The sequence below is a fragment of the Oceanobacillus luteolus genome (assembly GCF_042678205.1).
GTDB classification, from domain to species: domain Bacteria; phylum Bacillota; class Bacilli; order Bacillales; family Amphibacillaceae; genus Oceanobacillus; species Oceanobacillus luteolus.
In genome coordinates, this window is the sequence record NZ_JBHUDE010000005.1 from 95,518 (window position 1) to 108,147 (window position 12,630).

Consider the following 12,630-nt stretch of genomic DNA (forward strand, 5'->3'; position numbering starts at 1 on the left):
TGATTGCACTGGGGAAGAAATCGTGTTATATTTATATGCGTAATTCATTATAATTGAATTAAATAAATTTAGTCATAGACAACAGGAGGAATACGAATGTTAAAAATTGGTATCATTCAAGGTAGTGTAAGAGAAGGTCGTAACGGAGATGCAGTTGCAAAATGGATGCTTGACTTCGCTAACAAACGTAACGATCAAGATGTAGAATATGAGCTAGTTGACCTAGCTGATTACAGACTTCCATTCTTAGGTGAGAGCCTTCCAGAAGGGGAAAAAGCTGCAGCAGAAGCAACAATCAAAGCTTGGTCTGAGAAAATTGCTTCATTCGATGGTTATATTTTCATTACACCTGAGTACAACCATGCAATTGGTGGAGCGCTTAAGAACGCACTTGACTACTTAAACCCAGAAGTAAACAACAAAGCTGCTGGATTCGTTGGTTACGGTAGCCTTGGCGGAACTCGCGCACACGAAAACCTACGTCTAATCCTTGGTGAACTACAAGTTGCAGACGTACGTACTGCTGTTACATTCTCACTAATGGCTGATTTTGAAAACTTCTCAGTATTCAAACCAGCTGACTACCATGCAGACAATGCTAACCAAATGTTAGACCAAGTAATCGCTTGGAGCTCTGCTTTAAAACCTGTAAGACAAGAATTAGCTACTGCTAATGCTTAAGTCTTTATAAAAGCAAAAAAAGAAGATGTTCCGCCTTTTCTAGGGCTGAACATCTTCTTTCTTTTCATATAATCTTAAAAACTCTGGGATATACATTAAGAAAGAAATGGATAGGAATATACCGGTTAGTATCATAAGAAAGATGACAAAACCGTAATCTAAATTAGGAAAAGTGATCATGATTCCCATAGCTACATAGAAAACGGCGGTCGACAGTTTTCCGAACCATTTTGCACCGTCTAATTTTTTCCCGCGTTTCAATAATAGCAATCCATTAATCCCCATAAACAATTCTTTTACTACTAATAAGGCAAATAAAATCCACATATATGGATATCGAAACAAGAGACAAATGATAATTGCCGCTTGAGTCAGTTTGTCAGCAATCGGATCCACCACTTTACCCAGTTCAGTGATTTGATTAAATTTCCTGGCAATCCAGCCGTCCAGTAAATCGGTCATACTTGATAAAAGAATAATAAGGCCAATCCAATAATAATCTCCTGTATTAGAAGCAGTAAAAAAGAGATAGACGAATACTGGGATAAGGAGAATCCGAATATAAGATAATAGATTCGGAATAGAAAATACTTCCTTTGCCGTAAGCTTCACATCAATTCCTCCTACATTGCAGTATAGCCACCTATAAGCATATCATGGATAATCGTGGAAGACCTCTATTTTGACAGTTGCTACCATATTATTCGACGCTTTCTCTCTACGATAGAATGTAGGCTAACTGCAATGAAAAATTGTGCTGCATAATAGCTTAGCATGATAATGGCTTTCATATCTTCCGCAGATCCAATGAACAAGCTCCATACAAGGAAAGAGTGGGAAATTACAAATAGAAACGCACCTAACATGGCTGTTTTATTTCCAGTTGATATAGCAGCACACAGTGTTATGGATATTATTAGAATATATGCTACAACAGGAAAAATAAGAGCTGCATCATGTTGGTCTTGTAATTCAATGATAAGAGACGTCCCAAAAAGACAGGTGTAGAGCAAGATTGGAATATAAGTGAGCATCCGAAGTTTTGTGAAGTTAGCCATGGAAAAGAGGCCGATGCTATAAAAGAGTTGGGCAAGAAAAAAGACCGTTAAACCAATAAGTTCCCATTGGATTAATACATCACCTATACAGGAAATGACTAAGCCGATGAGGAGGAATTTGTGGACGAGTCTTTTTTCTTTTGGTGTGATTCTGAATGCGTATAAGATGATTGCAATCATCGGCAGGATTTTTAGAAATAGCTTGAGAGAATAAGGTTCTTCCGGAGCGATAAAAATATATACGAGGCTGAGAGTGAATATCATAATCGGCAACCGATATAGTACCATGGTGGCTCCTCCTTTATATATCTACTTTAAAAATGCCGGAAGTTTGATATGCAAGGTGAATGTTTCATTTTTATACGTATAATCCAAATGTCCTCCGTAACGGTTGACGATATCTGCGATGATTTGTGTACCTAATCCTGCATGGTCTCCGGATTTTGTCGATGTCGCTTTTTTTGTAAATAAATGGTCCAGCACTTCATTTGGCAGAGGAAGCGTATCATTTTTACAGTTCAATATAAATAAACCACTTCGCTTATAAGTCTGTAATGTAATGTGTGCTTGTTTGGACTTTTCATTTTGCCATTCCGAGCTTGCATCAATTGCATTCCCTATTATATTTCCTATTAAGGCGACCGTATCATGGTCTGTTAAGGGAAGGGAAGAAATAGCTGTTTCCAAATCGTATATCACTTCAATACCTTTTTCTTTTCCGGCCTGGTAATTTTGATGGAGCACTCCTGCCACAGTTCCCCGCTCTCCTTGAATGGAAAGGTTAGTTTCCTTATATCCTTCTACCAGTTCATCCACATAGTTTTCCGCCTCATGATATTGTTTATTTTCTAACATGTAATGTAGTGCTGAAATATGTTTTAAAAAATCATGACGTTCTTTCCTGACGACGAGGAATGTTTCATTCATTTGGTCTATTTTTTTGGCTTGTGAATCCAACAAATGCTGCGTACGGAATAGTTGTCGGCTTATTTTATGGCGAAATACTTCAACGCCAATGAAGAGTAAGAATGGGATAAACACTCCCCAACTTGGCTCAAGCGAGATGTAGATGATAAGAATGAGTATCTGCAAACTATATAATTGTAAATTCACTTTATCCCCAAGCTGTTGAATGTGGAGAACGACTTTCCTGTTGATGAAAAAAGTAAGTCCACCAACTAAGATGATAGGTATGTAAATTGGTATATGAAAAGGTGTAGCCTGTCCAGTAAATTCTAAGTGAATCACAGTAAGCACGGCTATGCTTATCCAATAAATTTGAGCAAGTTTCATTCCTTATTCCCCTTTAACCTGAAAATAACTCTCCCAAAAATGGAAAAAGGGCTTTAACCCTAGTCCCTGTTTAAAAATAATTTTCCTGCAAATGATCGACCATCTCTTTGGTAATCATTGCAGTTTCTTCAATTCCTTCAAAATTGACGACAAATGAATTTTTTGCATACAGTTCGAAGTTTTGAATGTAGTGGATATTAATGATAAATGAACGGTGTGAGCGGATGAAATCGCGTTCCCGCAGTTCTCCTTCCAGCTCCTTCAATGTCTGGTACGTTTTAACCGAACCATTCTTCGTGTAGATGGTGGAGGATCTGCCAGTCCGTTCGATAAAGATAATGTCTTTCTTCTGGATGATGTGGATATTATTTTTATGTTTAATATAGATTCTGCCAGCAATTTCCGCCTGGCGTGATCTTTCCAAGATACGTTGAATGGAAGTCGTCAACCTATCCTTAGTATAGGGCTTCATAATATAGTCATGCACATTGATTTCAAATGCATGGACCGCATAGCCACTGTTTCCTGTAACGAAAATTACATCGATATGCAGGGCATGTGAATGGATGATATCTGCCAGTTCATATCCGGAGAGATGGGGCATTTCTATATCAGCAATAAGCAGTTCGATCTCTTCTTTCTTAATCCGTTCATAGGCCTCCTCTGCAGAAGTAGTCGCAAAGACAATCTCCACATGTTCCATCTGCGAAACAATGCCCACCACTTTATCTAAATCAATCTGCCGGTCATCAACGATTCCAACCTTCAGCATACAACAACACCTGTACTTTCTGTAAATTGGCACTTGAGTTTTCTTTATTATACCATTATGAAACGGTGATTTGGCATTTTCACGACATGAAAAGGATGATTCACGACATGTCTAGTGAAGGGAAGGACGTTATCTCCTACAATAAAGTTAACAAATCAAACGAAGGTAGGGAACACGATGATTGAGATTAAGAACGTTACGAAACGATTTCAAGATAAAAAAGTGTCCGTTACTGCTTTGAACCATGTTTCGTTCAAAGTGGGAGAAGGTGAGGTTGTCGGTTTACTAGGAGAGAACGGTGCAGGGAAGACAACGCTGCTTCGCTCTATTGCTACATTGCATACTCCAACGGAAGGAGAAATTAATGTTGGTGGTTACGATACAGTAAAGCAATCAGAAAAGATCAAAAGACGTATAGGTGTACTCTTTGGTGGAGAAACCGGTTTATATAATCGTCTGACAACAAGAGAAAACTTGGAATACTTTGCGAGCCTTTATCACTTAAGTAAACATGAAACAAAGGTGCGGATCGATGAGTTGACAAAAATGTTTGGAATGCGTGATTTTCTTGACCGAAAAGTGGATGGCTTTTCCAAAGGAATGCGCCAGAAAGTGGCGATTGCCAGGACAATTATTCACGATCCGGATATCATTCTTTTTGATGAACCAACAACCGGTTTGGATATTACAGCATCGAATGTATTTCGTCAACTCGTCCAAGAGTTGAAGCAGGAAGGTAAAACGATCATTTTCTCTAGTCATATTATGGAAGAAGTCGACCTGCTCTGTGATCATGTGGCAATGATCCATAAAGGGGAACTGGTCTATCATGGAGAGAAGGAAGCGTTATATAGAGAAGAAAATAGCCGTGATTTGAACTATATTTTCATGAGCAAATTAGTTAGGGGGACTGAAGGTTATGCTATTTAACATATATATAAAAGAATTGATTGATTCATTGCGTGATAAACGTACGTTGCTTTTAACTGTATTTTTGCCTATTCTCATGATGACTGCGTTAACTTTTTTCTATGAAAATATGATTTCCGGTGATGAAGGGGAAACATACACACTCGCAGTAGAATCCGGGTTATCCAGTGAACAAGAAATGGTATTAAACAATATTGAAAATGTAGAACTCGTCACTGTAGAAGATCTTCAAGAGACTCTATTGAATGGTGACGCCCAAGCGGCGATTGTATTTGAAGCTGAATTTGATGAAAAAGTACAAGCGGGTGAAGTAGGAAACATTGAAATTATTGGAGACACGTTTAGTCAAAACACGTCTAATCTAATCTATTTAGTGACCAGCCAATTAGCTGAATATGAGAGAATCTTAGTTACAGAACGACTGATAAATGCAGATGTCGATCCGGGGATTACACAAGCAGTAGCGATAGAACAGACGGAGCTTTCTACAGAGGATAGCAATATTATGCTTTTAGCTCTATTGATACCGATGATTTTAGCCATTGCGATTTCAGTAGGCTCAAGCCCGGCAGCGGCAGACTTATTCGCTGGTGAGAAAGAAAGGAAAACAATGGAAGCATTACTGATGACCCCTGTGAATCGTTCGACATTACTTCTTGCCAAGTTCCTCACGATTTCGTCAGTCGGTACGATTATTGGTCTGCTGACTCTCACAGTAGTTATTATTGAGATTGCTTTTTTCACTGAACATCTAAAAGCAGCTGTAAATCTAGGCGATCAAATGATTCTAATCTTTGCAGTCGGTATTATTATAATCATTTTATACTCTTCTTTAATGGGCGCTGTACTGATGATTACTAGTATTATTGGTAAAACAGTAAAAGAAGCTCAAAGCTATGCATCTCCAATTCTTATGCTTGCTGTAGTACCACTTATATTTATAACTGGGCTTAGCGTAAATGAGTTCACGTTGAACCATTTTATCCTTCCATTTGTCAATATCTTTGCGATTATTACTGAATTGATATTTGGAATTGTGAATTGGCAACATATATTAATTGTGATCGGAAGCAATCTTGCAGTCATAGTAATTATATTCATCATTAGCCGTATCCTGTTCAGTAAGGATAAATGGGTAATCGATTAAAGGGAATAAAAAATAGTAACCGGGCAGAAATTTGCCCGGTTCTATTAATTTCTATCTACTTCTCAGCTATAATGAAAGCCTCGATTCCAATTGAAGCTAGCCGCTTCAATTGGAATTCTGCATCTTTACGGTTCGAAAACTCTCCGGCAAGAACACGATGCACCAAATTTCCATTGATACTGATTTCTTTTATTTTTGAAGATATATTTTGTGATTGAAGAAAACGAATTCTTTCTGAAGCATTTTTACGCAGTTGAAAAGAGCCCGCAATTACGGAGTATGATGATCGATCCGTCTTTGTTAATTTAAAGATCTCAACTAACCCTTCCACATGCGCAGCTGCCACTTTTTCTCTCCATGATTCTTGCTTCATCAACTTCGCATCTTCTGGATGATCGATAAATCCATTTTCTGTTAGGATTGCCGGCATGTTTGATTCACGCAATACATGGAAGTTAGCTTGCTTCTGACCGCGATCTGGAAGATCAATAGCTGAAGATACCTTCTGGTGTAGAACGGCTTGGTGATTTCTCGCTGCTGCATTAGCTGGCAGGTTGTTATAAATAAAATCCTCATATCCTCGGGCTTTTCCGTTAAAAGCATTACAGTGAAGCGATAAAAAGATATCAGCACCCCAATCGTTAGCTTCATTTGTTCTAGCAATCAGACTCTTCTTTTCATCTCTATCCCTACTTAATTTCACCTTCGCATTTGGATAACTCCGAAGCATGTCCTTTATTTTTAAGGCCAAATCCAGAACAATCTCTTTTTCTTGTAGGCCATTTCCCACTGCTCCTGGGTCATTGCCCCCGTGACCTGGATCCAGGTAAAGCTTCATTACATTCTCTCCTTTCCTTTTTAATTCTATAATCGGGATAAAAAAGAAAATGGGGGCATCGTATACCTTAAAAATCTTCCCCTGCCTCCTTTCCGCCTATGTGAAAAGCTTGGATACAGACTTTATGCCTAATAGTTGTAAAACTTGTATTAATCTTATGTAGCGATACTTAAGATACCGTTAATCCTTTGTAAAAATCGCTTATTTACTTGTTTCCTATGGTTAAATGAAATTGTCTTATGGAAAGGAGAGCGGAAAGATGGGTCACGTTGAACTGGTGGATTTATCAAAATCATATGATAAACAAAAAAGCGTGTTGGATGGAATCAATCTAACCATTGAAGAGGGAGAGTTTTTTGTCCTAGTAGGTCCTTCAGGTTCAGGAAAGAGTACTTTACTTCGCATGATTGCCGGACTGGAAGAGATTACAGGTGGGACGTTGAAAATAAATAATGAAACTGTGAATCATTTACCCCCAAAGGATCGAAACTTATCTATGGTCTTCCAAAACTATGCACTATATCCACATCTGAATGTAGAACAAAATATTTTATTCGGGTTACGGGCGAAAAAGGTGAGTAAGCAAGAGCAACAGGAACGCCTCATGGAAGCCGTCGAGATGATGGGATTAGGAGAATATCTAAAGAGGAAACCGAGAGAGCTTTCTGGAGGGCAGAGACAGCGTGTTGCACTCGCTCGGTCGATTGTCAGTCAGGCGCCGCTCTGTTTAATGGATGAGCCTTTATCGAATTTGGATGCCAAATTGAGGGCCCATATGCGGATTGAAATTCGCAGGTTGCAAAAGCGCTTAGGACTTACGATGGTTTATGTAACTCATGATCAAGTCGAAGCGATGACAATGGGTGACCGAATCATGGTGCTTAATGATGGGAAAATCCAACAAGTAGGTAAGCCAATCCATTTATATAATGAACCGGCCAATTTATTTGTCGCATCTTTCATCGGTTCACCGAAAATGAATCTTGGAAATGCAGTGTTCGTGGAGGAAAGTAAAGAGCTTGTCATTGAAAATGCCCTTTCGATAAAAAATAACTCGGCTTATTTAGAAAATATCAAGCGGACGGAAAAGTTGAAGATCGGAATCCGAGCGGAACATATTTTTCCTGCTACGTCGGAGACTGCGACTCATCATTTGGAAGTAGTGAATGTGGAGCAGCTGGGGAATGAAACGATTGTTGCCTTTGATATTGGAGCGGAACTATGGACAGCGAAATGGGCGGGACAGTGGTCCGTCCAAGTAGGAGAGCGTGTCCCTGTGAAAATCGACATGGATTATCTTTGCTTCTTTAATGCAAAAACGGGTGATTTGATCCGCCCAGCGCATTTCAGTAAGGAAAAAGAGGTTGCTGCGATATGAGTATGCCAAACACGATAGCAGAACCAATAGAATCGAAACTTGATTTTGAGCATTACAAAAGAAAAGAGCGCATCAAATCTTGGGCGAAAGGTATGCTGTTTTTACTTCCGTCGATCATTTTATTTACGGTATTTCTCTTTTATCCACTCGTTCGTACGATATATTTAAGCTTTTTCTTAACGAATGCAGCTGGAGAAACGACTGTATTTGTCGGTTGGGAAAATTTTGCCCGGATGTTCAACTCACCAATATTTATGCAGAGTATGAAATCGACATTTCTTTTTGTACTTTATACCGTACCACTTACGATCATCATCAGTTTGTTTTTAGCGTTACTTGCAAATGAAAAGCTGAGGGGAATTGGGATATTCCGGACGATTTATTCATCCACGATGGGAATCTCTGTAGCTGCAGCAAGTGTATTTTGGCTGTATTTATTCCACCCTTCGATTGGCTTTTTAAATATGATTGTCACGGGGCTTGGATTTGAACGAATCGGCTGGCTGACGGATCCGACGTGGGCACTGATTGCCGTTGCGATTACAACAATTTGGATGAATCTTGGATTTACTTTTCTCATATTACTCGGAGGTCTGCAATCCATTGATGGTTATTTATATGAAAGCGCGGATATTGATGGAGCGGGATATTTTTACAAATTAAAAAATATAACGATCCCAATGCTTTCTCCGACCTTGTTTTTTGTTGTGACGGTGACAATCATCAATGCGTTCCAGACATTCGGCCAGATTGATATCCTCACTCAAGGCGGTCCGCAAAATACGACGAATTTGATTGTTTATTCCATCTATCGGGAAGCGTTTGTGAACTATCAGTTTGGTTCAGCCAGTGCCCAAGCGGTGGTGTTATTTATCATCATCCTGATTATGACCATCATTCAATTTAAACTTGGGGAAAGGAAGGTCCATTACCAATGAGCCTGCCTATAGGGAAGAAAATCGTTTTTTATACTTTATTAATCATTACAGCAGCAATCGTCTTTGCGCCAACTGTCATGGCGTTCGTCATGAGCTTCATGTCCAACAAAGATATTATGACTGGAAGTATGCCGAGTGTGCTGACTTTCGATAACTATGTAAAAGCATTTAACCAGTTTCCTTTATTACAATACTTGTTTAATAGTTTTCTGATTTCCATTGTGATTATGCTGGGCCAGTTGATTTTATCGAGTCTTGCCGCTTATGCATTTGTTTTCCTGGAGTTTAAAGGTAGAGATATGCTGTTTTATCTATTCATTGCAACGATGATGGTTCCGTTTGAAGCGTCTGTCATTCCAAACTTCCACACGATCAGAGATCTTGGGTGGATTGATACATATCCAGGATTGTCCGTTCCATTCTTTGCGATGGCTTTCGGTACATTCCTATTGAGACAGAACTTCAAGCAGATTCCGAAAGAATTAAGGGAAGCAAGTTTAATTACGGGAATGGGAGATTTTAAGTTTTACTTGACGGTCGTTCTTCCAGTTGCCAGAACAAGTCTTGTGACTCTAGGAGCTTATGGATTTCTCACCTCATGGAATATGTATCTTTGGCCATTGCTTGCAACAACAAATGACAGTGTCCGAACGGTGCAAATCGGCTTGAAGCAATTGCAGACACAGGAACAATTGAATGATTGGGGGGTGATTATGGCAGGAGCGATTATCGTCATCATACCTACCCTCATCCTTCTATTCCTTGGTCAAAAGCAGTTGCAGAAAGGCTTGACGGAAGGTGCACTGAAATAAGTTATCTAATTCAACAAAATAAATAAAAACTAGTTTAAGGAGTGTACGTCTTTATGAAAAAGTTTTTAGCGGTTTTGTTCATGGTATTTGCATTACTCATCACAGCGGCTTGCGGTTCGGAAGGGGAAGCAGAAGAGTCGGATGATACATCTTCTGATGCGTCCTCAACTAGCGGATCAAATACTGATGCCGATTCAGAAGCGGAAAGCGATGAGAAACAAATCGTTACATTCTGGCACTCGATGGGTGGAGCTGGTCAAGAAGCGATTAATGCAATTGTAGATGCCTACAATGAGTCCCAAGATAAAGTTCAAGTAAATGCGGAGTACCAAGGTACTTATGACGAAGCACTAACGAAGTTCCATAGTGTGGCAGGAACAGATAGTGCACCGACAATGATTCAAGTGTTTGAAATTGGTACGATGTCGATGATCAACAGTGGTCAGATTGAACCGATCCAAAACTATGTGGATGCGGAAAACTATGATATGAGTTACTTAGAAGAAAACATTGTAAACTACTATACGATCGATGAAAAATTCTATTCCATGCCGTTCAACTCATCCACACCTGTCATGTACTATAACAAAGATGCATTTGAGGCAGCTGGATTAGATCCGGAAACACCACCAGCTACTTTTGAAGAAATTGAAGAAGTGAGCAAGAAAATCATGGAAGCTAATCCTGACATGAGAGGATTTGCACTACAAGCATATGGTTGGTTATTCGAACAATTACTTGCAAACCAAGGTGCACTTCTAATGAACAACGATAACGGACGTACAGATACTCCAACAGAAATCGGCTTTACAGAAGAGCAAGGTAAAAGTATCTTCCAATGGGTAGAAAATATGGTGAATGATGGCACATTCGCTAATTATGGAACAAACGGTGATAACATGGTTTCTGGATTCTTAGCTGGTGATGTGGCGATGTTCCTTCAGTCTTCAGCAAGCTCCCGTGATGTGATTGATAACGCACCATTCGAAGTAGGCGTAGCATTCCTTCCACACCCAGAGAACGTGGATAGAGAAGGAGTAGTTATTGGTGGAGCTAGTCTATGGATGGTAGATGGAAAAGAGCAGGCAGAAAAAGATGCAGCTTGGGACTTCATGAAATTCGTACAACAACCTGAGATCCAAGCAGAATGGCATGTAAACACAGGATACTTTGCCATTAATCCAGCAGCTTATGATGAGCAAGTTGTTCAAGAAGCTTATGAAGAAATGCCTCAATTACAAGTGACGGTTCAACAATTGCAAGAAACGAACTCGTCCTACGCAACACAAGGTGCGGTAATGGACATGATTCCAGAAGAAAGAAGAATCGTAGAAACTGCACTTGAAACAATCTACAATGGCGGCGACCTAGACGAAACATACAATGCCATGGTAGAACAACTAAACGCAGCCATCGAACAAGCCAACGCAGCAAGAGGGGAATAACAAAAGCTGAAGAGGGCGTTTAGGGACGTTCAAACTGGAGTACGGTGCAAGGAGATAAAGGAAACACAGCGACCAACGGGAGCTGATGTTGACTTATCGACTGGAAGCGGACGAAGTTTGAGCAGTCCCTGCCCTCAGAAGCTAGCCGAATCAAAAGCGAAAACGACCGCGGCCGAACTCTAATAACAGAGAGAGAATAAAAATCTAAGGTTTTTGTTCTCTCTTTTATCTTTATTCCATAATACAAAATAAAGGAGCGACTGATATGCATCCAACAAAAGTTTATGGTCACCGAGGAGCAATGGGGGAGTATCCGGAAAATACATTACTGTCTTTTGAACAAGCAATTCTTCAGGGGGTTGACGGGTTGGAGCTGGATGTTCAATTGACTAAGGATGGGGAAGTTGTTGTCATTCATGATGAGATGTTAGACCGGACAACTAATGGAACGGGATTTATTAAGGATTGGACCTTAGGAGAAATTAAACAATACAGTGCTGGTGCTAACTTCACTAAATTTCCGAAGTACAAACCAGAGTGGGAAATCGAAGCGGTACCGACACTCCAAGAAGTATTAGAGCTTTTGCAAGATCATCCACATATTGAATTGAATATTGAAATGAAAACAAACCATTTTCGTTATGAAGGAATCGAAGAAAAAGTGCTTGAGCTCGTTAACCTATATGGAGAAGGCAGAAATATTATATATTCCTCTTTTCATCTGCCTAGCATTTTAAAACTTAAAGTGCTTGATCCATTTGTGGAAATAGCTTGGCTTATCCATCAGCCGATACCACATCCAAATGAATACGTGGAAATATTCGGTCTGGAAGCATTGCATGTTGCAAAGGACATTATCTTGGCATCTCCATATCAATATAAAGAAACATTAAAACGTCTCCGTGTCTGGACAGCGAATAGTACCGATGAGATTAAACAATTGTTGGATCTACAAGTAAATGCCATTATCACAGACTATCCAGAAAAAGCTCTTTTTTTTAGGAGTGAACGCACGTTATATATTTAATAAAATTCCAATCAAGAGGCAATTAACGGTGGGGAACACCATTGTTAATTGCCTCTTATTTTTTTCATGTACTCAAGCCATGGCTATGCAGAATTAAATCACGATGAGGATATCTCATTTTCTGACAATCCGTTAAATAAAGGTAGTATATTATTCCAGGTTCAGGAGAATTTAAAATTAAGAAGCCAATTGTAAAGATTTCATTACATGAATTCGACAAAAATTTACATTGGCTTAACAACAAATTTATTTTTATCCTGTATAGTAATTCTTGTAAGGAAAAAAATAAGCATAATCATTGAGGGGAGCAG

At 39.3% G+C, this 12,630-nt stretch carries 13 protein-coding genes; 8 read left to right on the forward strand and 5 right to left on the reverse strand.

Features of this window, described 5'->3' with window-relative positions; translation table 11 throughout:
- Positions 1–96: 96 nt before the first annotated feature.
- Positions 97–681 (forward strand): NADPH-dependent FMN reductase, encoded by a 585-nt coding sequence (locus tag ACFSBH_RS00975; protein ID WP_251514237.1) that lies wholly within the window; start codon positions 97–99, stop codon positions 679–681.
- Positions 682–720: 39 nt separating this feature from the next.
- On the opposite strand, the gene ACFSBH_RS00980 is transcribed toward ACFSBH_RS00975, so the two are convergent.
- The 4 genes from ACFSBH_RS00980 to ACFSBH_RS00995 form a co-directional block, all read right to left on the reverse strand.
- Positions 721–1,293 (reverse strand): CDP-alcohol phosphatidyltransferase family protein, encoded by a 573-nt coding sequence (locus ACFSBH_RS00980; RefSeq protein WP_251514236.1) that lies wholly within the window; start codon positions 1,291–1,293, stop codon positions 721–723.
- Between the two features lie 80 nt (positions 1,294–1,373).
- A complete protein-coding gene (locus ACFSBH_RS00985) occupies positions 1,374–2,027 on the reverse strand; it encodes a lysoplasmalogenase (RefSeq protein WP_251514235.1) in 654 nt (217 codons plus the stop codon).
- 21 nt (positions 2,028–2,048) lie between these two features.
- Positions 2,049–3,032, reverse strand: coding sequence for a sensor histidine kinase (locus ACFSBH_RS00990; protein WP_251514234.1), 984 nt, complete (start codon positions 3,030–3,032; stop codon positions 2,049–2,051).
- Between the two features lie 70 nt (positions 3,033–3,102).
- Complete coding sequence (locus tag ACFSBH_RS00995) at positions 3,103–3,804, reverse strand: LytR/AlgR family response regulator transcription factor (RefSeq protein WP_251514233.1); 702 nt, start codon at positions 3,802–3,804, stop codon at positions 3,103–3,105.
- Between the two features lie 177 nt (positions 3,805–3,981).
- Here ACFSBH_RS00995 and ACFSBH_RS01000 point away from each other — a divergent pair, with 177 nt between their 5' ends.
- Both ACFSBH_RS01000 and ACFSBH_RS01005 read left to right on the forward strand, forming a co-directional pair.
- Positions 3,982–4,734 (forward strand): ABC transporter ATP-binding protein, encoded by a 753-nt coding sequence (locus ACFSBH_RS01000; protein ID WP_251514232.1) that lies wholly within the window; start codon positions 3,982–3,984, stop codon positions 4,732–4,734.
- Complete coding sequence (locus ACFSBH_RS01005; RefSeq protein ID WP_251514231.1) at positions 4,724–5,881, forward strand: ABC transporter permease; 1,158 nt, start codon at positions 4,724–4,726, stop codon at positions 5,879–5,881. Before ACFSBH_RS01000 ends, ACFSBH_RS01005 begins: the two co-directional genes overlap by 11 nt.
- Before the next feature lie 55 nt (positions 5,882–5,936).
- On the opposite strand, the gene ACFSBH_RS01010 is transcribed toward ACFSBH_RS01005, so the two are convergent.
- Positions 5,937–6,719 carry an N-acetylmuramoyl-L-alanine amidase gene (locus ACFSBH_RS01010; protein WP_251514230.1) on the reverse strand — a complete coding sequence of 261 codons (783 nt, stop codon included), beginning with the start codon at positions 6,717–6,719 and terminating at the stop codon, positions 5,937–5,939.
- Positions 6,720–6,978: 259 nt separating this feature from the next.
- Between ACFSBH_RS01010 and ACFSBH_RS01015 the strand changes: the two genes are divergently transcribed.
- From ACFSBH_RS01015 to ACFSBH_RS01035, 5 genes are all read left to right on the forward strand, one after another.
- Entirely contained in the window at positions 6,979–8,097 is a 1,119-nt protein-coding gene (locus tag ACFSBH_RS01015) for an ABC transporter ATP-binding protein (RefSeq protein WP_251514229.1), read from the forward strand.
- Between the two features lie 2 nt (positions 8,098–8,099).
- On the forward strand, positions 8,100–9,035 hold the full coding sequence (locus ACFSBH_RS01020) for a carbohydrate ABC transporter permease (RefSeq protein WP_379595617.1): 936 nt from the start codon (positions 8,100–8,102) through the stop codon (positions 9,033–9,035).
- Positions 9,032–9,847 (forward strand): carbohydrate ABC transporter permease, encoded by an 816-nt coding sequence (locus ACFSBH_RS01025; protein ID WP_251514227.1) that lies wholly within the window; start codon positions 9,032–9,034, stop codon positions 9,845–9,847. The genes ACFSBH_RS01020 and ACFSBH_RS01025 overlap by 4 nt, the downstream gene beginning before the upstream one ends.
- 53 nt (positions 9,848–9,900) lie before the next feature.
- Positions 9,901–11,292 carry an ABC transporter substrate-binding protein gene (locus tag ACFSBH_RS01030; protein WP_379595619.1) on the forward strand — a complete coding sequence of 464 codons (1,392 nt, stop codon included), beginning with the start codon at positions 9,901–9,903 and terminating at the stop codon, positions 11,290–11,292.
- Between the two features lie 265 nt (positions 11,293–11,557).
- Positions 11,558–12,319 (forward strand): glycerophosphodiester phosphodiesterase, encoded by a 762-nt coding sequence (locus ACFSBH_RS01035; protein WP_379595621.1) that lies wholly within the window; start codon positions 11,558–11,560, stop codon positions 12,317–12,319.
- Positions 12,320–12,630: the final 311 nt, after the last annotated feature.